This is a genomic window from Sulfurospirillum sp. MES (genome assembly GCF_000789415.1).
Lineage (GTDB): Bacteria > Campylobacterota > Campylobacteria > Campylobacterales > Sulfurospirillaceae > Sulfurospirillum > Sulfurospirillum cavolei.
On sequence record NZ_JSEC01000015.1, the window covers coordinates 1 to 21,240 of the forward strand.

The window sequence follows — 21,240 nt, forward strand, 5'->3', positions numbered from 1 at the left end:
GTACTTCATCGGCAACCACCGCAAAGCCTCTTCCGTGTTCTCCCGCACGAGCGGCTTCAATGGCGGCATTGAGTGCAAGCAAATTGGTTTGATCGGCAATATCGGAGATGACGGTTAAGATCTCTTTGACCTGTTCGGCATCTTTACTCATCTGCTCCAATTGTCCGGCAAGCGCACTTTCGGCTTCACTGGCAAGTTCGACTTCATTTTTCAGTTGAATTACTTCATTTTTGGCGGCTTCGAGTTTATTGCCTGCAAGGGCGATACTTTGTTTCATCGATTCGGAGAGAATCGCCGTTTCTTGAACAAATTTTTTAATCGATACGATCTCTTCAATCGTATTGTTGACGATCACGGTACTGTTTTCGGCATTTCTGCCGATTTGCATACTGGTGGTGGAGAGTTCATGCGAAACCGAAGCGTTTTCGCTGGAAGAGCGTTTAACGTCTTCGATAATATGCTCTAAGGTATCCACCAGCGTATTAAAGCTATTGACGATCTCTTGAATCTCATTCTTCTTACCGTAATGGATACGAAACTTCAACTCTTTTTTTTGAACGAATCCGCTGATACTATCACGTATCAGATGCACTCCTTGCATGACGTTATTTCGGATCATCACGCCTAAGACAATCACGCTCAGGGCTACGATTAGGGAAAGTCCTATCATCATCGACGAGGCGCTATTCTTAGCTTCTACCGCCATCTTTGCATCACTTTCGGCGAGGTGTTGGTTATAGGTCATATGTTCTTCAAAGAGTTTAGCCAATTGCGCCGTCGATGCACGATTAGCATAAACGATCGCTTTGGCTTCATCATTTTTATCCTCATCGGAGAGTTTAAAGACTTTATCCGTCATTGCAAGAAACGAGAACAAAAGCTCCTGTTCTTTTTTGTAAAATTCGCGATCTTTATCGTCGGAGAGTAAAACACTGTATTTTTTATAGTTAAGGTCAAAAGAAGTTTGGTACTCTTTAAATTTGGTTTCTAACGCTTTTAATTCGCTTTTATCGTGCGACGATATATGCTCCCATATCGTAATACGCATAGCGTTAAAATCTTGCGACATATCTCCCATTAATAAAACGCTCGGTAAGGAGTTCACGTTACATGTATTGGTCTTTTCGTACACCTGTTCCATCTTTGTCATTCCGATGCTAAAGACGGCGATAATTCCAAAAATAGCAATGCCGAGCATTGTTATCAACTGTTTTCCGATACTCATAAGGCAAACTCCTTTTACGATTGATCTTTGTTACAATATACGCTTAAAAAATGACGATAAAATTCTTATACTATAAAGGATTCAATATGTTCACACGAATATGAAAAATATTAAGAAAATAAAACTGTGACAGTGTAAGACGAAAAGGAAAATAACGCAATGCCCTATAGGACATTGCGGTAAAGGAGCTATCAAAGTAAACTTACGTAAATTTTATCTTTGACATGTAGCAATGTTGTGAAAGATGATAAAATCATGTCCAAGAACGATATAGAATACGCGCATGAAAGGATTCGTAGCAATATTAGAAAATTGCGCGAAAAGAAAGGTAAAAGCCAGCTCGAAATGGCTTTAGCGATTGGACATACTTCCGCCGCATTTTATGCAAAGGCAGAATGTGGAATTCAAAATAAAAAATTTAACATTGAGCATCTTTGTAAAATTGATAAAGTGTTGGATGTTGATATTTGCGAGTTTTTCGAGGGTCTTTAAATCCCTCGAAAATTAGCCCAGATTGGTATAGACGGCTTGAACGTCGTCGTCTTCTTCGATACGCTCGATGATTTTTTCGATGTCGGGCATTTGCTCCTCGCTAGGATTGATCGGCGTGTTGGCGATACGCTCTAAAGTCGCTTTGGTCAGTGCGATACCCAAACGCTCAAATGCGGCATTTAAGCTTCCGAAATTCGTATAGTCCGCATAGACGAGCACGACGCCGTCTTCTTCTTCGATCTCTTCCAAACCCGCATCGATGAGTTCTAATTCGAGTTCTTCCAAATCCATTGTCGCGGTTTTGGCAAATTCAAAAACGGCTTTTCGCGAAAACATAAATTCCAGTGAACCGTTGTTGAGCATCTCCCCGCCCGCTTTTTTAAACGCGCTTTTAATGTTAGCGACGGTACGCGTATTATTGTCGGTTGCACATTCGACGAAAAAAAGCGACCCGTGAGGTCCTTTACCCTCGTACGTCGTTTCCGACAAGCTTTGCGCATCTTTACCGAGTGCGCGTTTAATCGCGGCGTCGATATTGTCTTTGGGCATATTCTCCGCTTTCGCATTTAAGATCGCGGCTCTGAGTTTGGGGTTCATATCCGGATCGCCGCCGCCTTCTTTTGCGGCAATCATAATCATACGACCCAGACGCGGAAATATACGGGACATATTGCCCCATCGCTTTAATTTTGCGGCTTTTCGGTACTCAAACGCTCTTCCCATAGGGGTATATTCCTTCTTTGATAAAGTGTCAATTTTCTAATTATACCTTTTTAAAAATAAGAGTATGATTTGATAAAAACAAGGAAGCTTTTATGGAAACGTTAAAAAAAATCTATCAAAAACACGGGTTCGAGTTGGTCTTCGTTCCCAACAAAGAAGCGGCGTTGCATGCGTCGATGAGCTTTATCCAACCGCACATGCGTATTGGATTTGGCGGTTCGCAAAGCGTCAAAGAGATCGGATTGTACGATTATGTTACTTCTCGTAAAGACCTGACGCTTTTTAATCAATACGAAGCGGGCATTAGTATGGAAGAAAACGTCAACCGCCGTCGTCAAGGTTTACTCTCCGACCTATACCTTTGCGGCACGAACGCACTTACCAAAGACGGTATCTTGGTCAATGCAGACGGTAGCGGAAATCGTGTCGCTGCGCAGATTTTCGGCCCTAAAAAGGTGTTGATTATCGCCGGTATCAATAAACTCGTCGAAAACATCGAAGAGGGCTTTAAACGTATTCGCGACGTCGCTAGCCCTAAAAACATCGAACGCATGAACGCGATAGCGATTAGTTTGGGCAAAGAACCGCGCTACTCGATGAGCAACATCGGCAAAAAATTTACTTATATCAGTGGGGACGAAGAGGGGCGAACGACGATTATTCTCGTCGAAGAGTCGCTTGGCTACTAGCCGTAAAATGCTTCGCACGGAAACATTTTACATGTAAAGCGGCAAAGGCGTAAGGTTTTTAGATTCTCCAAGGATTTTTTGATTAAAGTTAAAGACGTACGAAGTATCGTCAACGTCTACGACATTTATTCTAAGGAGTCCTTGATGAAAAAAACGCTTTTAGCGACGAGTGCGGCGGTTTGCCTTGCTACGGCACTTTCCGCGGCAGAGTTTATTAATGTGTTAACCGGTGGAACCAGCGGTATTTATTATCCTTTGGGCGTTGCGCTTTCGCAGATGTACGCTAAAGCGATTCCCGATTCCAAAACGGCGGTTCAAGCGACCAAAGCAAGCGTGGAAAATCTCAATTTATTGCAAGCCGGACGCGGCGAAGTGGCGATCTCTTTGGGGGATTCGTTTTCGGACGCGTATAAAGGCGATGCGGATGCCGGATTTAAAGCACCTTTGGACAAACTACGCACCGTGTCGGCGTTGTATCCTAATTACATTCACTTTGTAGCCGCCGCGGATTCGGGAATCAAATCGTTTGCGGATATTAAAGGCAAGCGTATCTCCGTCGGCGCGCCTAAATCGGGAACGGCACTCAACTCTAAAAAGATTTTAGAAGCGGCGGGCATTAAATACGAAGATTTCTCAAAAGTCGAATATCTTTCGTATGCCGAGTCGGTCGAACTGATGAAAAACCGCCAACTTGACGTAACGCTTCTCTCCTCAGGTGCGGGTGTCGCGGCGCTGCGCGATTTGGCAACCTCTCAAAAGGTCGTTTTCCTGACGATTCCCGCCGAAATTGTCCAAAAAATCAACGATCCGGCATACCAAGTCGGTATTATTCCAGCCAACACGTATGAGGGGCAAACCAGCGACGTTAGCACGATTTCCGTTCAAAACTTTTTGGTAACGCATTCGGGCGTTTCCGAAAAAACGGTCTACACGATGACGAAAACGATGTTTGAAAACTTGGATCAAATGGTTGCCGCACATGCCGCCGCCAAAGGCATTTCGCTGGAAAATGCCGCCAAAAATCCTCCGGCTCCGATTCATCCGGGCGCATTGAAGTATTATAAAGAAAAAGGGCTTCTCTAAGAAGTGATGATCGAAGGCTCTTTGATGAGCCTTCTTAATTTGATTTACGATAAGGAAAAGAGAATGTCTGTTTTGATGCATGAAGAGAACCGTGAGGAAGAATCCGACTTCGAAGAGCACGGACACCAACGTCGACTCGTCGGTTGGGCGGCGTCTGCGGTCGTGTTCGGGGCGCTGGCGTTTTCGGCGTATCAGATTAGCGTTGCGGCGTTTCACCCCTTTTCAAGTTTAGTGATTCGCGCCTTACATGTCAGCTTTTTGATGTTTTTAATTTTTATGCTTTATCCGATGAACGCCAAAGGACGAAGCGAGCAAAGTATCCCTTGGTACGATGTTTTGCTCTCTTTACTCGGATTTGGCGTCGGGTTTTACCACCTGATTTTCGAAGCCGATTTGATCGAGCGTTCCGGCGATCCGACGAATGCGGATCTAATTGTAGCAACGTTGGCGTCCGTTTTGGTCTTTGAAGCCGCGCGTCGCGTAGTCGGTTGGGCGTTGACTTTTGTGTGTGCCGCTTTTCTGGCGTACGGCTTTTTGGGGCAATACTTGCCGCTCTCGATTGCGCATCGCGGTTTTGGATTTGACCAAATCGTAGGGCAGCTTTATTTGGGAAGCGACGGTATTTTGGGAACGCCGACCTTAGTCTCCGCGACGTATATCTTTTTGTTTATTTTATTCGGAACGTTTTTGGAACATGCGGGGATGATTCGCCTTTTTAACGCTTTAGCGCTTGGACTCGTCGGGCGTGCGCAAGGCGGTCCCGCAAAAGTCGCGGTTATCTCTTCGGGTCTTATGGGGACGATCTCGGGTTCGGGAGTCGCCAACGTTTTAACCGTCGGACAGTTTACGATACCATTGATGAAACGTTTCGGTTACAGCTCTGTTTTCGCGGGTGCGGTGGAAGCAACCGCTTCAATGGGCGGTCAGATTATGCCTCCGGTTATGGGTGCGGTGGCGTTCATTATGGCGGAGACGCTCAACGTTCCGTATGCGGACATCGTGATGGCGGCGATTATTCCTGCGATGTTGTACTACGTCACGGCGTTTTGGATGGTACACTTGGAAGCGGGTAGACTCAAACTCTTAGGCATTCCCGCCGATCAGTGTCCTAATCCGTGGAAAGAGCTCAAAGCGAGTTGGCATTTGGCACTTCCTTTGGCGGCGTTGGTGTACATGTTGTTTCACGGTTTTACGCCGATGTTCGCGGGTATGATGGGCTTAACGTTGACGGCGGTATTGATTTTGGGTGCGGCAATTGCGGTGCGTATTTCCCAAAAGGCACTTCGCTACGTTTTTTGGTTTTCGCTAGGGCTGGGTGCGGCTTCGTTTATCGAATGGGGCATCGTGCCGGTTTTAGGCGTAATTGGCATTCTTGTGGTGTTTAACTTTTTCGTGCAAGGCGGGAAAGAGACGCTTTTAACAATGAAAAAAGCGTTAATAGACGGAGCCAAGCAAGCCTTAGGCGTAGGCATCGCATGTGCGATCGTCGGCGTGATTATCGGCGTATTGACGCTCACCGGAGCGGCGTCTAACTTTGCGGGATTTATCCTAGAAGTCGGTCAAACGAGCCTTTTCCTGTCGCTCTTGTTAACGATGGTGGCGTGTTTAATTTTGGGAATGGGTATTCCGACGATTCCCAATTACATTATTACCAGTTCCATTGCCGCACCGGCACTGTTAAAACTCGGCGTACCGTTGATCGTCAGTCACATGTTTGTTTTTTATTTCGGTATTATGGCGGATTTAACGCCGCCTGTTGCGCTGGCGGCATTTGCCGCCGCGTCGATTGCCAAAGCCTCGGCGATGAAGATCGGCTTTAAAGCGACGCAAATCGCCATTGCCGGTTTTGTCGTTCCGTTTATGGCAGTCTATGATCCTTCGTTGATGTTGCAAGGCGATCCGACATGGACGGCGGTCGTTTATATTGTTATGAAGGCACTTTTAGCGATTTTCTTATGGGGATGTGCGGCAATTGGTTATTTGTGGACGCCCCTAAAGGTCATCGAACGTGTCTGTGCCGCCGGTATCGCTGTTTTATTGGTTGCGGCATTGCCGATCACGGATGAAATAGGGTTTACTTTGGGAACGCTTTTTGTCGTTTGGAATCTTTGGAGACGTTATAAAGCGCAATGACGGCTTTGTGTATTAGCGCGGGAGTTGCTTCGATTACGTTATACGTCAATAGCTTTACCCTTGCGTGGATGCATTCGGTCGAGAAAATCCGTTGGGAAGAACAATGGACGATCCACGATAATGCCTTACATGTCGTTCTCGCAAGCGTACGCGGAAGCGGTGCGGGAATGGAACCGCCGCCTGATGCGCATTTGATAAACGGAACTTGGCAGTATACGCCGCATACCCCGCCTTTACAGACCTTGCGTTTAGCGCATTCGCCCTTTACGCAAGGTTACGAACTCTGCTTTGGGGGCGAATGTTATGCACTCGATGCGCTGATGCCCGAACTGCTGACGTTGGACACTATGGTACTTGAAGCGTGCGAACGCTAAAATACCGCACTTTTTATGTGAGGTATTGCTTTGAAATCGGAACTTAAAAATTACGGCTATATTGTTTTAGGCTCGCTCTTTTTGGCGTACGGCGTCGTCTCTTTGTTTATTCCCAATGCGTTGGTAACGGGCGGAACTTCAGGTATGGCACTTTTAGGTCACTATCTTTTTAACTTCCCCGTCGGCGTTTTAATGGTCGCGATTAACGCACCTTTATTGCTTTTGGGAACAAAATATTTCGGAAAACATTTTACGCTTCGTAGCATCGTCGCGATCGGATTTACCTCTTTGTGCATCGATACGATGGCGGCTTTTGGTTTTCAAGCCTTGAGTCGCGACGTCATTTTAGCGGCGATTTTCGGCGGAATCGCCGTCGGTATAGGATTGGGTTTGATCTTTAGCGGTCACGCGTCTGCGGGCGGCTCGACCATTCTTGCAAAAATCGTTGCGGCAAAAACAACGCTCAAAGCCTCGACGGTGATGCTCATCATCGATATGTGCATTATCGTCTCTATCGCCTTTATCGCTAAAAATATCGATTTGGCGTTGTGGAGTTTGGTGAGTATTTATATTACCGCTAAGAGCGTCGATATGTTTTTAACGCGCGGACCTTCAAAAAAAGTCGTGCATATCGTTTCGACGAAAATAGAAGCACTGTGCGAAGCGATCGTCGAACATCTGGGCAAAAACGGTACGATCGTCCACGGGGAGGGTATTTTTAAAAACGAATCCAAGCGTATGATCTTTTTGGTCGTCGAAAATGCGCGTATTCCACGCTTGAAAGAGCTGATTCAAACCATCGATAAAGAAGCGTTTATGGTTGTTATGGAGGCTTCGGAACTCTTGGGTCGCGGGCACTAAAACGATTTTTTGATCTGGATGCTCATCTGATTGTTTTGTTTATCTATACCCGTTTTATCGTATAAAATGCCTAAATTAAGTCCTTTTGAGAGTTCATTGAGTTTAAAATCGGTATAAACACCCGTGTAAGAGAGCGTTGTTTGCTCGTGCGTCGTCAAAACGTAACGCGAGCCCAAAACGACGTTACTTCGCAACGCGTAATTGACGTCGAAAGCATACGCTTCGGTATTGGGCATGTAATTGTTCGAGCTTAAGACCGAAGAGGTCGGCAAAAGGTGGTCTTTGCCCTCAAGATCGCTTGAAGCGCTTCGCATACCGTTCATCACTTGCGAATAGGCAACGTAACTGCTCAATGCGTCTAAATTGACTTGCGCTTTCATACCGAATGCATTGGTCGTTTCGACGCTTTTTTCGGCCAAACTTTGGCGGTACGTGTCGGCATAGTAGTTCGCGCTCAATTTGTAATGCAAAAAATCCGTCGCGTTTTGATAGCGTGCTTCGGTATAGTAAATCGTATTGTCGTTACTGTTATCGTAGGTTTTTTGTGCAAAGGATTGCGTCGCCATTTCGAGTTTGATGCCGTCTCGCGGCGCAGTTTGATAATGAAAAAAGACTTTTTGGCTTCGAGAACTTGAAAAAGGAATCTCCTCTTCATCGTTTTCATAATAATTGGCGGTGATTTTATGGGTCAAATTGCCGTCTAAAAGAGCATCGACTAAAGCTTCAAGCGCAAATAAAGTGCAGGGTAAAAGAAAAAGAAGTAAACGTTTCATGAAATCAAAATGAAAAGCAAAGCCGCCGAAGCGGCTTTACATGTTAAGCATAGGCAGAATGCATTACATCATTCCGCCCATGCCTCCCATACCGCTCATATCCGGCATTGCGGGAGCTTTTTCTTCTTTAATGTTGGTAATCGTAGCTTCCGTGGTTAAAAGAAGGCTTGCTACGGAAACGGCATTTTGAAGGGCGATTCTCGATACTTTAACCGGATCGACGATACCGGCTTCAAACATATCGACGTATTCGCCGCTTGCCGCGTTAAAGCCGTAATTGGCTTTGGTGCTTGTTAAAACGTTGTGTGCAACGACGCCCGCATCAAAGCCTGCGTTTTCGGCAATTTGTTGAAGCGGAGCTTTGAGTGCTCGTGTTACGATCTCGGCACCGATTGCTTCGTCACCGCTGAGAGAAAGCGAAACTTTGGCATTGGCAAGGATGAAAGCGGAACCGCCGCCGACAACGATACCTTCTTCGACCGCCGCTTTGGTTGCGGAAAGTGCATCGTCCACGCGATCTTTTTTCTCTTTCATTTCGGTTTCGGTTGCCGCACCTACTTTAATGACCGCAACGCCGCCGCTAAGTTTGGCAAGTCTTTCTTGAAGTTTTTCTCTGTCGTAGTCGCTGCTGGTTTCTGCGATTTGTGCTTTGATTTGTGCAACACGTCCGTCGATACGTGCTTTTTCGCCGTTACCGTTGACGATAGTCGTATTGTCTTTGTCGATAACGATGCGAGCGGCTTGACCGAGGTCTGCAAGCGTTGCGCTCTCTAACGTACGACCGAGTTCTTCGCTCACGACTTCGCCGCCGCTGATGATCGCGATGTCTTCAAGCATTGCTTTTCTTCGATCGCCAAAGCCCGGAGCTTTTACAGCCGCGATGTTTAAAACGCCTCTGAGTTTGTTCACAACAAGGGTTGCCAACGCTTCGCCATCGATGTCTTCGGCAATGATAAGAAGCGGTTTACCGGTTTTTTGAACTTGCTCAAGAACCGGAAGAAGGTCTTTGAGGTTGGAGATTTTTTTGTCAAAAAGTAAAATGAACGGATGCTCTAATACTGTTTGCATTTTCTCTGGATTGGTTACAAAGTATGGAGAGAGGTAACCACGATCGAACTGCATACCCTCAACAACGTCTAACTCATCTTGGATACCTTTGGCTTCTTCAACGGTGATAACGCCGTCTTTGCCCACTTTTTCCATCGCTTCAGCGATCAATCCGCCGATAACCGTGTCAGAGTTAGCAGAAATTGTCGCAACTTGCGCGATCTCTTTTTTGTCTTTAACCGCTTTTGCCATCGTTTTAAGTTCAGCGATGATCGCTTCAGCCGCTTTGTCCATACCGCGTTTGACTTCAACAGGGTTTGCGCCTGCTGTGATGTTTCTAAGACCTTCTTTGAAAATAGCGTGTGCTAAAACGGTTGCCGTTGTTGTACCGTCACCCGCTTGATCGGCTGTTTTAGACGCGACTTCTTTCACGAGTTGCGCACCCATATTTTCAACGGTCTCTTTAAGCTCAATCTCTTTTGCAACGGATACGCCGTCTTTGGTGATACTTGGAGCACCGAAACTTTTTTGAATCAAGACGTTGCGACCGCGTGGTCCCATCGTTACTTTTACCGCATCGTTTAATTTTTTAACGCCTTCGTAAAGGGCATTTCTTGCGCTGTCTGCAAATTGAATCTCTTTTGCCATTCGTGTTTCCTTATAATATATTCGTGTGGTAGATTAATAAATTAGAGTACGCCGAGAATATCGTCGATATTCATCACTAAATAGGTCTTAGCATCAAGCGTTAATTCCGTTCCGGCATATTTTCCGAAGACGACTTTATCGCCGACCGAAACAAGTCCTTTTTCTTCAATTTTCGGACTGACTGCTCTAACAATACCGCTGAGAGGTTTTTCTTTGGCATTGTCAGGAATGATAATACCTGTCGCTGTAGTCGTAGCTTCTTCGACTCTTTCGAGAAGTACGCGTTTTCCAAGTGGTTTGAAAGTCATGTTTTTCGTCCTTTTGACTGAAATTTTAGCACTCTTTTATTTAGAGTGACAGAATTTTACACAAAACAACGTAAAATGTCAAGCAAAAAACCCTAAAACTTTAGTCTTATATACTCAATGTTTTTTAGTTTTTTTTGAACGGTCGTTTTCTATTTAAAATTAACCGAAATATAAGTTTCTAAGCTATATAATTGCGTCTCTTTATTAGGTGTCAAGGTAGCTCAGCTGGTTAGAGCGCTGGTCTCATAAGCCGGAGGTCGAGAGTTCAAGTCTCTCTCTTGACACCACTATTTTACTTTAAAATCCCCTAAAATAGGCACTTCTTTTAACTTATTCTTTTCTTAAAGATATTCATTTTAACAAAATGACAACTTCATAGCTTTTTTTTGACAACTTTTTGACAACTTGGAGAAAGTTATGCAATATGTTGTAAAAAATACAAGCGGTTACTATAAGTTCTTTCGTAAAATTCCTAATACGAATCAACAATTTATTTTTTCCCTCAATACCAAAAATTATAAAATTGCTTCAAAGATTGTAACCTCATTTTTGCTAAAATCAAACCAATATTTTTTATACTTAAAAAACTTAACAAAAGAAGAAGTAATGGATAAAATAGAAGAGATTAAAGAAGTGCTTGAAGCCTATAAATTGGAAGCTCTTAAAGAATATTCAGAACTTGAAAAATCACGCCATAAGCATTTTGTACACAATGGAAGTGACGGCTCTTCACCTGAAGCTATAGAACATTGGGTTGAAGAGTTACAAGAACATATCATTGGGGTAAAAACTGAGCGACAATCACATGAACTTGTGCGCCAAATTCTTAAAAGATCAACACTGCCTTTAAAACACTATTATCAACAATTGGATAATCAGTATAAAGAAGCGTTTATGCAGTTGCTTATCAAGTATGAAGCTTCAATTTTAAAGGAAGATTATAAACGAGCTAAAGAATACTTTGATTTAGACTACCATTTAGAAAAAGATAAAGAACAGCACCTCACTAAAACGATTATTTCCCAAATTAATACGCAATTTTCTTCTCTTAATCCGCAAGAGTTTGCAAACGAACTCTCCTATGCAGAAAAGGAAAAATATCGTTCAAAAACCAAATTTGAACTCTATGAAAAGTTTTTACAAGAAAACCAACATAGAAAAAATGAAAAAGATAAAATTCAATCCTCTCTTTTGACACTTTTACAATCTTCTGAAGAAAAATATATGATAGATTATGAAAAAGAAGATTATGATATTTTTTTTAAAGCGCTTCTTTTCACTCCTTTGGGTATTGCACTTAAAAAGAAAATCTTTTTGGAATATGAAGGCAATTTTGTAGCTATTGCTGAAGATTTTCAAAATAACGAAATAGATTCAAAAGGGTATGTATTAGAAATGCAATCTATCACTACGCTTGACCAAAAGCTAAGATTTGCAAATGATTTTTTAAAGTTCTGTACAAAAAATGGCTATTTAGATCACAATATTCTTGATAATAATGTGTCATATAGTATTAAACAATATAAAAATATTGCTAAACGAGCCAAAGAGCGTGAGCAATTTAATGCAGAAGAACTGATAAAAATGTTTGATATGATGATCGACAACGGGTTTTTTAAAGAGAAAATAGAGCAATTTTATATCCCAATGATCTCTTTATTCTCTGGTATGAGAGTAGAAGAAATTGCACAGCTCGAAAAAAGAGATATTGGCTTTGAAGATAAAATCTATTATTTCAATATCAATCACAATGTCAAAACAACGTCAAGTATTCGTAAAGTACCGATACATAATTTTTTAATTCAAGAGTTGAAGTTTTTAGAGTTTATAGCTACAAAAAAAGAGAATGAAAAACTTTTTAATCTTGATCCATTGCCTATGAATGGTAAAAACAAATATTCACATTATTACATTATGGATTTTAGCAAACTTCGCAAACAGTTTGTTTCTGAAAGACGTATTAGTGAAGATTTAGTATCGTTTCATAGTTTTAGACATACATTTGCTTCGAGATTAGCAGACGGTGAAGTTGAAGAGACTATGATCTCTAGGCTATTAGGACATAAGCTTACGAAGAATGAAACACCACGCTACACAAAATCAAAGTTACAAAGGCTAAATACAGAAGTCCAAAAACTTGATATAAAAGATATACGAAAACAATTAACCCAACTAGCGTTACAGTTTAATAGAGTTGTGAAGTTTTAAAAAAATATTATTATTTTTATGTTTATTACCGTAAAATAAAATCATTTTATAAAGAGGAGATTTGTGTGAAGATTTCATTATGCTTATTTTTAATGTTACTTTTCCAACAATTATATGCTGGAGAAGTTTATGAAAAAGGTATGAGTGCTCTTAGATCAGGGGACTACCAAACAGGTGTGCAACTAATAGAACAGTCAGCGCAAGAAGGTGACAAAGAAGGTCAATTTACGTTTGCTTGTTTACTAGAAACTATGAATAGATATGATTTAGCTATTCCTTGGTATGAAAAAGCGATTGCTCAAGGGCATGTTGAAGCTCATATTACTCTTGCTGTATTGTATTATGCGGGATTAGGAACAGCAAAGAATTATGAAAAAGCGTATAGTTTAGTTAAAAAAGGTACCGATTTAGGATCAAAAAATGGATATACCTTATTAGGAATGATTTTATTTCATGGTTATGGTATTCCAAAAGATACTAAAAAAGGTTTATACTATTATGAGCTTGCAATCCAGGCAAATGATAAAGACGAAAGTGCATTAAGTGATTTGGGTATAATCTATACAACAGGCAAAGAAAATGTTAAAAAAGATATTAAAAAAGGTATTATGTATCTTGAAAAAGCAGCTTCTTTAGGGTCGATTAATGCCCAATTAGAATTAGGATTTGATTATTATCAAGGAGCCATTGTTCCGAAAGATTGGAAAAAAGCATACGTGTATTGGGCACAAGCTGCAAAAAAAGGGAACTCTACTGCTAAAGAGAATTTGGCAAGTTTGTGTCGTCAAAGCCCTGCAAGTTGCCAATAGATTGTTAGTATTCTCCTCTTAAAAAAGAGGAGAATACCTTAAATTATAATACTTCTAATAAGTCTTTTTTAAAGTCAGTTTCATAAAAATTTAATAAACTTCTATGATAGAGTTCTATAATATTGTCTGTACTTTTTTGTGTAATAGAGAAAAAATTTGTAATAATTTTATTGTCTTTTTCTATGAAATAGTTTTTATCCAAAATGAGTTTTTCGCCTTTGCTTACTTTGATATTCAATGTAATAAATACTGTTCCTTTTCCAAAGAAATTAAAATCATATTTAAAATCTTTAATATGTGAATCTATTTTAAGAGAGGTATTATTGCATGAAGAACTTGTTTGATTAAAATATTGTTTTGTATATTCATTCAAGATTTTATAATTAATTTCTCCTGCTTTTAGAGTAATCTCATTATCTGGTAAAGGGTGAGACATTCTTCTCGTAATAAATTCATTATTATATGAAGCTAGGCAAACTTCTGTATTTGTAACTTTATTTAGATTAGGTTTAATGTCTTTTGAAATGTACTCTTCATGATATAAACCTTTTGTTCCACAGCCAGTCAATATTATAGTGATAAAAAGCGTAATAAAAATACTGATACTTTTTGACATTTTTTATCCTTTTTTATTTTTTGCTAAAATTGAATAAATAGCATTTTCAAAGATTTTTTTAACATTTTCTTCTAAGTCTAAACTTTCTATATTCATTTCACTTCTGATTGATAATTCATATTGCATAGCACCTTTTAAATTAAGGTCTTTGTTCATATCAATAGTATCCTCATAGGTTTTGCCATTATCATTGACTCGAATGACTAAATGAACCACAATATCAGAGATTTGATTTGCAAATGAGTGGTCTTCTTTCATAACATAATCAATTTTTACGACGGTACTTGGAAGAATCTCACACGATACTTTTTTTGAAGCATTGGATACCACATTGTAATCTTCCGCTACAAATGATTTTAAGACGTTATTACATGCAGTATTTAAAACACTCAGTTCGGGTTTTCTAAAACTAAAATCATTACGATTGGTTTCAACATTTAAAGGGATTAGCTTCGATTCCCCCTGAACGATAGATATATCTTGTGTCTTTGTCTCTAGTTTTGCTTTAAACGGATTGCCAAGTAGCTTGCTATAGCTTCCGTCCACTTTAACTTCTGTCGCACATAAACTCAGTGCCATTAAAACGGTTACTCCAAAAATACGCTTTATATTCATGCCCACTCCTTTTTGAATCCTAAAATTATAATAACTTATGCTTTATTCTTCATACAAATTACACAAATTTAAAATTATTTGCATTTTTTAGCACTTTTTTTCCAAGATCGCATTTTTTTTCATTTGAGCACCCTATAACGTTGTAGAGAAAAATTTTAACGAAACTCCTTTTAGGTTTTGAAAACCAAAAGGAGAAATTATGAAGTCAATCTATGCAACAAAGAAATTACAAAACACAGAACTCTACCAAGAGCTACAACACAATCTAAAAGATTACTTTGCTGTAAGCCTCTCCAAAGAGCAAAAACAAAAAGAGTATCTATCACGCATTGATCTATGCAATATAAGCACGGGTGAACTCTTTAAACTTGATTATGACTTTGAGCTAGAGTATAAAAAATACACCAAACTGATTGAGCAAAAAGTCTCCTCAATCGAACACATTGCCAAAGAGTTGGAGTATATCAGCGTCTTTATGACTTTTACACTTCCTTCACGCTTTCACCCCTTTCAATCCATACAAAGAGGCGATAAAAGGCTCTACGTTTCATTGAATGAGCGTTTTGAGTTTGATACGATTACTGAGGCTATCACTAAGGGCTATAGTTTTTTAAATGAACTGATTAGAACATTTTACAAGCGTGTTAAAAACTATGTTGGTGACGAGTTCTTTTACGTGAAAGTTTACGAGCCACATAGCACAACCATACCACATGTGCATTATTTAGTGTTTTTCCCATGTGAGCACCTTGACGCTGTAAAAGCAACCTATAAACGTGTCGTTGCATTGTATGAATTAAATCAGTCTGACTTTGAAGAGCCAAAATTTAGAGAAAACATTAATTATGCTTCTCGCTATTTATTGAAGTATGTCACAAAAAACCTACAAGACGGACAAGACTATTTTTGTATTAGAGCTATGGACGGTTGGAAACGTACTTATAAAATTAGAGTGATTACAAGCAGTGATATAGGACTAACACAGTTTCTCTATAAAAAGATTTATTACTCGCTAACCCCTGAAATTAAATCTAAGATTGATTCGATAATTAAAGAGTTAGGCATTCCCTATTACCTCTATTTGCAAAACAATACCTACATTAAAAAGTATGTTACGCATATAGAATCTAAAATAACAAAAACCGTTAAAAGCACGCAAGGAAGCCAAAAAGCACTCTTTACAATAGAGATAAAATCCAACAGAATACGCGCACCCGATGGAAAAATTTTTTATCGTATAACAGATTTAAGCATAAAACACAAGAGAAAGTTGCTTTACAAAAAAGCCAATCTAGTAAAAATTCAAACACATTAAAAAAGGAAATATAACAATGTCAACACAAATTACAATTAACGGAAAAATCATGGCAACAGTCGAAAAAGTTTACGAAGGTAAAAAAACAACATACGCACAATTCTTAATGGAAAGCGAAGCAAAAGGTATGGAAGTTATCAAAGTTAAAATAACCATAGATTCTGATATTGCTTTACTTCAAAAGGGTGAATTTGTTTCAATTCCTGTAAGTGTTGTTTCAGCTAATGGCAATTTATACTTTACGCAAAGTGAAGCTATGAAAAAAACTGAGGTTAAAAGAGCATGATAGAAGGTATCAGGCTCTTTATTTTAGACATAATGATTAGGGGCTGGTTGCTCCTGATCACTTACATTGCAGTTGAACACGTTTTTCATGTAGAAAATCTCAAATTGTATGCCTGCATTATTTTAATTGCTCTACTGGCTGAACGTATTTTCTACTATGTCAAATACTGGGATTTTATCACTATGCCATATTCGCTAAAACTCATTACACGCCCCACTAGCGAAGCCAAAGAGGGCAAAATCTATTTAGATCAGTTTATGCACTATGATAAAAAGCATAGTATCGCTTATTTTTATAATCGTAATGCCATTAAATGCGAAGAGTATCAACTCAATCGTTTGAATGAAATAGTGCATTTCTTGGGAATCCATGATAAACCAATCGAAGTGGATATCAAGCCTCACAAATCCAAAGAAGTCAAACTACACTTTTATAGATTGCCTCTTTTTATAGAGTGTAATAACCCTTTAATGTCGTTAGAGCATGGCAAAATCTTCTATGGATACTATAAAGAGGGTAAATATCTCGTAGCTCTTGAAAATCAAACCCACATGATAACAGTGGGTGAATCAGGAAGTGGAAAGTCTAACTTTATGAATTTACTTATCTTATCACTGCTCCACAATGAAAGCATGATAGATCATATCGTTATGATAGATTTGAAAGCTCCTGAACTCTCACGTTATCAATATATCGCCAATGTATCTTTTGTAGATAGTGTTGAAGCAGTCGATACGCTGTTTCAAAGGCTTAAAGAGCTTATGAATGAACGTTTTCAGCACATGAAAAAACATAATGAGCTTGTCTATAGCGGAAAGCCTATCTATGTGATATTTGACGAGGTGGGTACGGTTGGCACGCACCACGATAAAAAACTCAAAGATTCAATCTTTGCCAATATGATTGAGCTTTTTCAAAAAGGAAGAGCTGCCAAAATTATTTTACTTCTATTTGCTCAAAAGATTGATAGTACCAACATACCAACGAATGTGCTTACGAATATACAATCCAAAGTGCTTATGAAAACGGATAGTGATTTTAATGTCAATAATACGATAGGCACACAAGAAGATATACAGCTCATTACAAAAACGAAAGTTGCAGATTTTAATAAAGGTAGGGCAATCGTTAAAGACGGTATCACGAGTGAAAAGCACTTAATACAAGTGCCCTATATATCAGAGAAAACACAAAATTTAATGATACGGTATTTTGAGGTTACGATAGAATGAATTTGAAGTGAAGCCAACCGACCCAAAAGGTCGGTGGCTCACTTCCCTTGACTTATTTTATGTAAAGTGTCAGCTATAATTTAATATCCTTGACGATTGAGAATAGCATATTTTTTACAGCCTTCTTGAAAGCCATTATCACAGGATTTACCAAAGAGTTCTTTTGCTAAAGTGGTATTTTGCATTACTCCATGCCCTTTAAAATACATAACTCCAAGATCATGTTGCGCAGTCCTATCTCCTTGATCGGCAGCTTTTTTATACCAAGAAAAAGATTGTGCATAATCTTGCTTAACGCCTTGTCCTTCATAATACATAACCCCAAGCACATACTGAGACGATTTATCTCCAGCTTTAGCCGCTTTTTTATACCAAGATAATGCTTGTGTATAATCTTGTTGAACACCCTCTCCAGATTGATACATGTAACCAATCTGAAATTGTGCGCCTGTGTGACCTTGTGCGGCAGCTTTTTTATACCAAGAAAGAGCTTGTGTGTAATCCTTTGTAGTACCAATACCATATCTATACATAGTAGCAAGAGCCGATTGGGCTTCTGGATTCCCAGTTTCTGTAGCCTTTTGAAACAAAGAAAACGCAGTGACAGTATCTTGTCTTTTCATTGCCTCTCTGGCAGCTTCTAAATCACCAGCCCATAAATGAACTGATACTAAAAGTAAAAAAATCCCTAACAAATTCTTCATATACGCCCCTTATTGCATAAAAATTAGAAAAATATTAATAAAAAACAACTTCATACATAATGAAATGAGCTAAAAATTAATATATAATATTTCATAAAATTATTATTTGGTGGCTTTATATGAAAAATTTGAGCAGTTTTATTATGAGCTTTTTTGTTCTTATTCTTTTTTCTGCATGTAGTTCAAAAGATATGAAGCAATTTGGTGGGAATCTAGCAGTTGCCAATAATAGTGGCGAGCCTATTTCTACAGTAGTAACTGTAGCTACAGGTGGAATTATATATGGCATTGGAGCATTATCAGAAACACAAGAAGAAAAAGAAGCAGAAGAAAAACGAAAATCAGCTAAACCTCTTTTTCCCGAAGAGCCTTTTGACGAAAATAATCCAGTGATTATAGATACGCTAAAAGTTCAGGTTTCTGACGTGAAGCAAGAAATTGCAGATAGTAATGTGACACAAGCTGAAAATAATAGTTCATTATGAAATTTACAGTATAATACAATCAGTCAAAATTAAGCGTAGGATTGACAACTTTAAGATTAAAATAAGATTTTGAAATGCCTGAAATATCGTATTTTAGGGCTTTTATGGCAAAAAAATAGTAAGTCTCTCTCTTGACACCACTTCTAAATATTCTTAAGATCCCTTATTATGGTAGTTCAAATCACGTTTTTGATACTTTCGCCGTGAAAATAATGTGACGCAATTTAGGCTCAAAAATTCCTAGCAGTCGCTCCTTCTTTCTATTCTTTCCTCTAAAAGCAAAGTATGGTTTGTAGCGTTTATTTATCAACGGTTTACCAATTTTCCCTATACTGGGTATACCCCATTATTTGATCTGTTTTTATCACGTAAGGCTCTTTTGCGTAGAAAGAGCCTTCAAGGTCATAACCTATGAAAACTCTCTCTATTTTAGGCGCAGGTTGGTTGGGCTTGGAACTTGCTCAAACACTTAAAGATCGCTATAGTATCAAGCTTGCTGCTCGAAATGAAGAAGCCAAGCATAGGCATAGGGACTTAGGTTTTGAGTCTTACGTTTTAACGGAAAATAGGTATGAAAACCTTGATGCATTACTGTCGTGTGAGTATCTTTTTATCAACTATCCGCCATCCAAATTTAATGATTTTCTCCCATTTCTGACCAAACTCTCAGAACATCCTTCCTTTTTAAGCGTTGAAAAAATATTTTTCGTGAGTTCGACTTCTCTTTACCCCAAAGCTTCCGGTATTTATGATGAAAAGAGTGAAATAACTTCAGCATCAAATCCCGTATATTATGAAGCAGAAAAGCATCTTCAGAAAAAAGTACATGTTATCTTCCGATGCGCCGGATTAATGGGCGGCGGTCGCATTGCTAGCAAATGTGTTTCGAACACGCTTGTGACGGACGGAAAAAGTCGCGTCAATCATGTTCATCGAATCGATGTGATTCGGGCGGTGATCTTTGCGATGGAGCATGATCTTCAAGGTATTTTTAATCTCTGCGCGCCCATGCATCCTACCAAAGAGGAACTTTACGTCTATCAGTGTGAGCAATGTCGGTTCGTACCTCCTTCTTTTAGCGACAACGTAGCTTCCACACAACGTATAATCGACGGCAGAAAGCTTGAAGACCTCGGCTTTGCATACCTGTGGAAAAATCCAATGGAGTTTTTTCATTAATATCGTAAAACGCCAGAGGCTAGAGCTAAGAGGGTAACTTTCTTACATGTAAGAAATCAGATGGACTCCAAACGGAAAAAAGTGGGCAAAAAACAAAGGAGTGTTTGCTAAAATAAGCCTGACATGTAAGGCATCAACCAAGAGGTAAAGAGGGTAAATCACAAGAGAAAAGAGTCAGAAAAGCTCTAAAAGTTAAAAGTTTTGCTCCGACCCCTTTTCCTACTAAAGGGATACTAACTAAAATACTAAGTAAAATTATTAAAATACTCGTTTTGATATTAGATGAAAATAATGTACTCTGATAGGCAATTTTTGGTTTTAAAATCAATATAGCTTTATCTTCATTATCTAATATATCATTTAACTGAAAACTATAAAAAGTCTCACCTTTATTTTCCCCTGCAAGTATCTTTTCTGCTTCTAATGGGAATTCATCATACAATCTAATACTAGAATTTGTATACCGTGACCATGAATATTCATCATTTGGATGTGTAATAAAATAACCATCTTTATCAATAATAAAATGATCAAAACTTGTTGATTTTTTTAAGCCACTAATCATTTCAGATGCAAGTAAATTAACAATAACCATGCCAACAAATTTATTATCTTTTATAATAGGTTGAGCTACTCTAAATGTTGGTTTATAAGGAACTTCTATTTTCCCATTTTCAATATTAAGATCAATACGGGAGTGCCATATTTTTGCTTCTTTCATATGACTTACAATTTGAAAATAATCTCTTTGACTTTTATCTTGTAAACTTGATTCTTCAACTATAAAAGGCTTGTCATATTTATTTTTTCTATCAACTCGAATTATTTCTTTTCCTTCTTCACTAATAAATCGAGCTTGCATAATAAAATTATTTGACATAGAAATTGCATAAAAAACATTAGTTAAATTATTTCTTTTTTGCTTATCAGGCGATGTAATATACTCTTCCAATGAGGTATTAGTAGACAATGCTTTAACTATTTCATCAAATTTTTCTATATCTGGTTTTAAATAATCAAATTTTTTTATTAATCCAACTTCTTGTGAAGCTTTATCAATATTTTTTTTGATATCAATAAGATTCATGTTATAACCAACAAAAGAACCAAAAAATGCAACCAAAATACCAAAAATTACAAAATATGTAAAAAACATGAATTTAAAATTTTTATTTGTCATATACAAACCTAATTTTTTGTATTATTGTACCTTTTAAAATATTTAGTGTCACTATAGTGCCATAATCATAGGCTAAACTTGTGTAAAACTAAGGGGTCAGGTTTAAACTTTTAACTTTCTTTACATGTCAATCTTTTTCAAACTAAAAACCTTTACATGTAAAGAATCAACTGGTGGCGTGTGCGTTAGGTTCGCGAACTGAAATAAAGAGGGGCAATGAAGTGGAACAAATTGGTTACAAAGGAATCCAAAAGC

22 protein-coding genes and 1 tRNA gene are annotated in these 21,240 nt (G+C 38.9%); 14 read left to right on the forward strand and 9 right to left on the reverse strand.

The genetic code is table 11. The features are described from left to right. Positions 1–1,225: methyl-accepting chemotaxis protein (locus tag OA34_RS12040; protein ID WP_039675701.1), on the reverse strand; the 1,225-nt coding region annotated here is incomplete at its 3' end. Between the two features lie 255 nt (positions 1,226–1,480). On the opposite strand from OA34_RS12040, the gene OA34_RS12045 reads away from it, so the two are divergent. After that, positions 1,481–1,717 (forward strand): helix-turn-helix domain-containing protein, encoded by a 237-nt coding sequence (locus OA34_RS12045; protein WP_039675702.1) that lies wholly within the window; start codon positions 1,481–1,483, stop codon positions 1,715–1,717. A 12-nt stretch (positions 1,718–1,729) separates the two neighbouring features. Here the strand turns inward: OA34_RS12045 and OA34_RS12050 are convergent, their stop codons facing one another. Continuing rightward, the gene (locus OA34_RS12050) at positions 1,730–2,440 is read right to left on the reverse strand and encodes a YebC/PmpR family DNA-binding transcriptional regulator (protein WP_039675703.1); all 711 of its coding nucleotides are present in this window, start codon (positions 2,438–2,440) and stop codon (positions 1,730–1,732) included. Positions 2,441–2,532: 92 nt separating this feature from the next. Here OA34_RS12050 and OA34_RS12055 point away from each other — a divergent pair, with 92 nt between their 5' ends. From OA34_RS12055 to OA34_RS12075, 5 genes are all read left to right on the forward strand, one after another. Beyond that, positions 2,533–3,129 (forward strand): lactate utilization protein, encoded by a 597-nt coding sequence (locus tag OA34_RS12055; RefSeq protein WP_039675705.1) that lies wholly within the window; start codon positions 2,533–2,535, stop codon positions 3,127–3,129. Between the two features lie 144 nt (positions 3,130–3,273). Then, positions 3,274–4,212, forward strand: a complete 939-nt coding sequence (locus tag OA34_RS12060) for a TAXI family TRAP transporter solute-binding subunit (protein WP_039675707.1) — start codon at positions 3,274–3,276, stop codon at positions 4,210–4,212. 63 nt (positions 4,213–4,275) lie between these two features. Further along, the gene (locus OA34_RS12065; RefSeq protein ID WP_286683029.1) at positions 4,276–6,345 is read left to right on the forward strand and encodes a TRAP transporter permease; all 2,070 of its coding nucleotides are present in this window, start codon (positions 4,276–4,278) and stop codon (positions 6,343–6,345) included. Beyond that, positions 6,342–6,719, forward strand: coding sequence for a DUF1850 domain-containing protein (locus tag OA34_RS12070; protein ID WP_039675709.1), 378 nt, complete (start codon positions 6,342–6,344; stop codon positions 6,717–6,719). Before OA34_RS12065 ends, OA34_RS12070 begins: the two co-directional genes overlap by 4 nt. Before the next feature lie 30 nt (positions 6,720–6,749). Next, on the forward strand, positions 6,750–7,580 hold the full coding sequence (locus OA34_RS12075; RefSeq protein ID WP_286683030.1) for a YitT family protein: 831 nt from the start codon (positions 6,750–6,752) through the stop codon (positions 7,578–7,580). On the opposite strand, the gene OA34_RS12080 is transcribed toward OA34_RS12075, so the two are convergent. The 3 genes from OA34_RS12080 to groES form a co-directional block, all read right to left on the reverse strand. Further along, positions 7,577–8,353: a hypothetical protein gene (locus OA34_RS12080; protein WP_039675713.1), complete on the reverse strand. Its 777-nt coding sequence runs from the start codon at positions 8,351–8,353 to the stop codon at positions 7,577–7,579. The genes OA34_RS12075 and OA34_RS12080 overlap by 4 nt on opposite strands. Before the next feature lie 63 nt (positions 8,354–8,416). After that, the gene (groL, locus tag OA34_RS12085; RefSeq protein ID WP_039675714.1) at positions 8,417–10,048 is read right to left on the reverse strand and encodes a chaperonin GroEL; all 1,632 of its coding nucleotides are present in this window, start codon (positions 10,046–10,048) and stop codon (positions 8,417–8,419) included. Positions 10,049–10,089: 41 nt separating this feature from the next. Further along, a complete protein-coding gene (gene groES, locus OA34_RS12090; protein WP_039675716.1) occupies positions 10,090–10,356 on the reverse strand; it encodes a co-chaperone GroES in 267 nt (88 codons plus the stop codon). A 210-nt stretch (positions 10,357–10,566) separates the two neighbouring features. Here groES and OA34_RS12095 point away from each other — a divergent pair. The 3 genes from OA34_RS12095 to OA34_RS12105 all read left to right on the forward strand — a co-directional run bounded on the left by OA34_RS12095 (position 10,567) and on the right by OA34_RS12105 (position 13,373). Then, a tRNA-Met gene (locus OA34_RS12095) sits at positions 10,567–10,643 on the forward strand. A 130-nt stretch (positions 10,644–10,773) separates the two neighbouring features. Beyond that, entirely contained in the window at positions 10,774–12,564 is a 1,791-nt protein-coding gene (locus OA34_RS12100) for a site-specific integrase (RefSeq protein WP_039675718.1), read from the forward strand. A 65-nt stretch (positions 12,565–12,629) separates the two neighbouring features. Further along, the gene (locus OA34_RS12105) at positions 12,630–13,373 is read left to right on the forward strand and encodes a tetratricopeptide repeat protein (protein WP_039675720.1); all 744 of its coding nucleotides are present in this window, start codon (positions 12,630–12,632) and stop codon (positions 13,371–13,373) included. A 43-nt stretch (positions 13,374–13,416) separates the two neighbouring features. Here OA34_RS12105 and OA34_RS12110 read toward each other — a convergent pair whose 3' ends face one another. Further along, the gene (locus OA34_RS12110) at positions 13,417–13,989 is read right to left on the reverse strand and encodes a hypothetical protein (RefSeq protein ID WP_039675722.1); all 573 of its coding nucleotides are present in this window, start codon (positions 13,987–13,989) and stop codon (positions 13,417–13,419) included. A 3-nt stretch (positions 13,990–13,992) separates the two neighbouring features. After that, positions 13,993–14,604, reverse strand: coding sequence for a hypothetical protein (locus OA34_RS12115; RefSeq protein WP_039675724.1), 612 nt, complete (start codon positions 14,602–14,604; stop codon positions 13,993–13,995). 199 nt (positions 14,605–14,803) lie between these two features. Here OA34_RS12115 and OA34_RS12120 point away from each other — a divergent pair, with 199 nt between their 5' ends. The 3 genes from OA34_RS12120 to OA34_RS12130 are packed head-to-tail and all read left to right on the forward strand — an operon-like array spanning position 14,804 to position 17,437. Continuing rightward, positions 14,804–15,919: a replication endonuclease gene (locus tag OA34_RS12120; RefSeq protein WP_039675726.1), complete on the forward strand. Its 1,116-nt coding sequence runs from the start codon at positions 14,804–14,806 to the stop codon at positions 15,917–15,919. 49 nt (positions 15,920–15,968) lie between these two features. Beyond that, the gene (locus tag OA34_RS12125; RefSeq protein ID WP_286683031.1) at positions 15,969–16,205 is read left to right on the forward strand and encodes a hypothetical protein; all 237 of its coding nucleotides are present in this window, start codon (positions 15,969–15,971) and stop codon (positions 16,203–16,205) included. Continuing rightward, positions 16,202–17,437, forward strand: coding sequence for an FtsK/SpoIIIE domain-containing protein (locus OA34_RS12130; protein ID WP_039675730.1), 1,236 nt, complete (start codon positions 16,202–16,204; stop codon positions 17,435–17,437). Before OA34_RS12125 ends, OA34_RS12130 begins: the two co-directional genes overlap by 4 nt. An 80-nt stretch (positions 17,438–17,517) precedes the next feature. On the opposite strand, the gene OA34_RS12135 is transcribed toward OA34_RS12130, so the two are convergent. After that, entirely contained in the window at positions 17,518–18,141 is a 624-nt protein-coding gene (locus tag OA34_RS12135) for a tetratricopeptide repeat protein (RefSeq protein WP_286683032.1), read from the reverse strand. 119 nt (positions 18,142–18,260) lie between these two features. Here OA34_RS12135 and OA34_RS12140 point away from each other — a divergent pair, with 119 nt between their 5' ends. Then, positions 18,261–18,626, forward strand: coding sequence for a hypothetical protein (locus OA34_RS12140; protein ID WP_286683033.1), 366 nt, complete (start codon positions 18,261–18,263; stop codon positions 18,624–18,626). Between the two features lie 411 nt (positions 18,627–19,037). Beyond that, positions 19,038–19,805: a Rossmann-fold NAD(P)-binding domain-containing protein gene (locus OA34_RS12145; protein WP_039675734.1), complete on the forward strand. Its 768-nt coding sequence runs from the start codon at positions 19,038–19,040 to the stop codon at positions 19,803–19,805. 133 nt (positions 19,806–19,938) lie between these two features. Here OA34_RS12145 and OA34_RS12150 read toward each other — a convergent pair whose 3' ends face one another. Continuing rightward, positions 19,939–20,985 carry a cache domain-containing protein gene (locus OA34_RS12150; protein WP_286683034.1) on the reverse strand — a complete coding sequence of 349 codons (1,047 nt, stop codon included), beginning with the start codon at positions 20,983–20,985 and terminating at the stop codon, positions 19,939–19,941. Between the last annotated feature and the right edge of the window lie 255 nt (positions 20,986–21,240).

Excerpts from the sequence above, each read along its gene's own strand:
- OA34_RS12130 (WP_039675730.1), top strand. The coding sequence starts at position 16,202 with ATGATAGAAGGTATCAGGCTCTTTATTTTAGACATAATGATTAGGGGC.
- OA34_RS12110 (WP_039675722.1), bottom strand. The coding sequence starts at position 13,989 with ATGTCAAAAAGTATCAGTATTTTTATTACGCTTTTTATCACTATAATA.
- OA34_RS12140 (WP_286683033.1), top strand. The coding sequence starts at position 18,261 with ATGAAAAATTTGAGCAGTTTTATTATGAGCTTTTTTGTTCTTATTCTT.
- OA34_RS12045 (WP_039675702.1), top strand. The coding sequence starts at position 1,481 with ATGTCCAAGAACGATATAGAATACGCGCATGAAAGGATTCGTAGCAAT.
- groES (WP_039675716.1), bottom strand. The coding sequence starts at position 10,356 with ATGACTTTCAAACCACTTGGAAAACGCGTACTTCTCGAAAGAGTCGAA.
- OA34_RS12055 (WP_039675705.1), top strand. The coding sequence starts at position 2,533 with ATGGAAACGTTAAAAAAAATCTATCAAAAACACGGGTTCGAGTTGGTC.
- OA34_RS12115 (WP_039675724.1), bottom strand. The coding sequence starts at position 14,604 with ATGAATATAAAGCGTATTTTTGGAGTAACCGTTTTAATGGCACTGAGT.
- OA34_RS12100 (WP_039675718.1), top strand. The coding sequence starts at position 10,774 with ATGCAATATGTTGTAAAAAATACAAGCGGTTACTATAAGTTCTTTCGT.
- OA34_RS12065 (WP_286683029.1), top strand. The coding sequence starts at position 4,276 with ATGTCTGTTTTGATGCATGAAGAGAACCGTGAGGAAGAATCCGACTTC.
- OA34_RS12120 (WP_039675726.1), top strand. The coding sequence starts at position 14,804 with ATGAAGTCAATCTATGCAACAAAGAAATTACAAAACACAGAACTCTAC.
- OA34_RS12050 (WP_039675703.1), bottom strand. The coding sequence starts at position 2,440 with ATGGGAAGAGCGTTTGAGTACCGAAAAGCCGCAAAATTAAAGCGATGG.
- OA34_RS12070 (WP_039675709.1), top strand. The coding sequence starts at position 6,342 with ATGACGGCTTTGTGTATTAGCGCGGGAGTTGCTTCGATTACGTTATAC.
- OA34_RS12080 (WP_039675713.1), bottom strand. The coding sequence starts at position 8,353 with ATGAAACGTTTACTTCTTTTTCTTTTACCCTGCACTTTATTTGCGCTT.
- OA34_RS12125 (WP_286683031.1), top strand. The coding sequence starts at position 15,969 with ATGGCAACAGTCGAAAAAGTTTACGAAGGTAAAAAAACAACATACGCA.
- OA34_RS12060 (WP_039675707.1), top strand. The coding sequence starts at position 3,274 with ATGAAAAAAACGCTTTTAGCGACGAGTGCGGCGGTTTGCCTTGCTACG.
- OA34_RS12135 (WP_286683032.1), bottom strand. The coding sequence starts at position 18,141 with ATGAAGAATTTGTTAGGGATTTTTTTACTTTTAGTATCAGTTCATTTA.
- OA34_RS12150 (WP_286683034.1), bottom strand. The coding sequence starts at position 20,985 with ATGACAAATAAAAATTTTAAATTCATGTTTTTTACATATTTTGTAATT.
- groL (WP_039675714.1), bottom strand. The coding sequence starts at position 10,048 with ATGGCAAAAGAGATTCAATTTGCAGACAGCGCAAGAAATGCCCTTTAC.
- OA34_RS12145 (WP_039675734.1), top strand. The coding sequence starts at position 19,038 with ATGAAAACTCTCTCTATTTTAGGCGCAGGTTGGTTGGGCTTGGAACTT.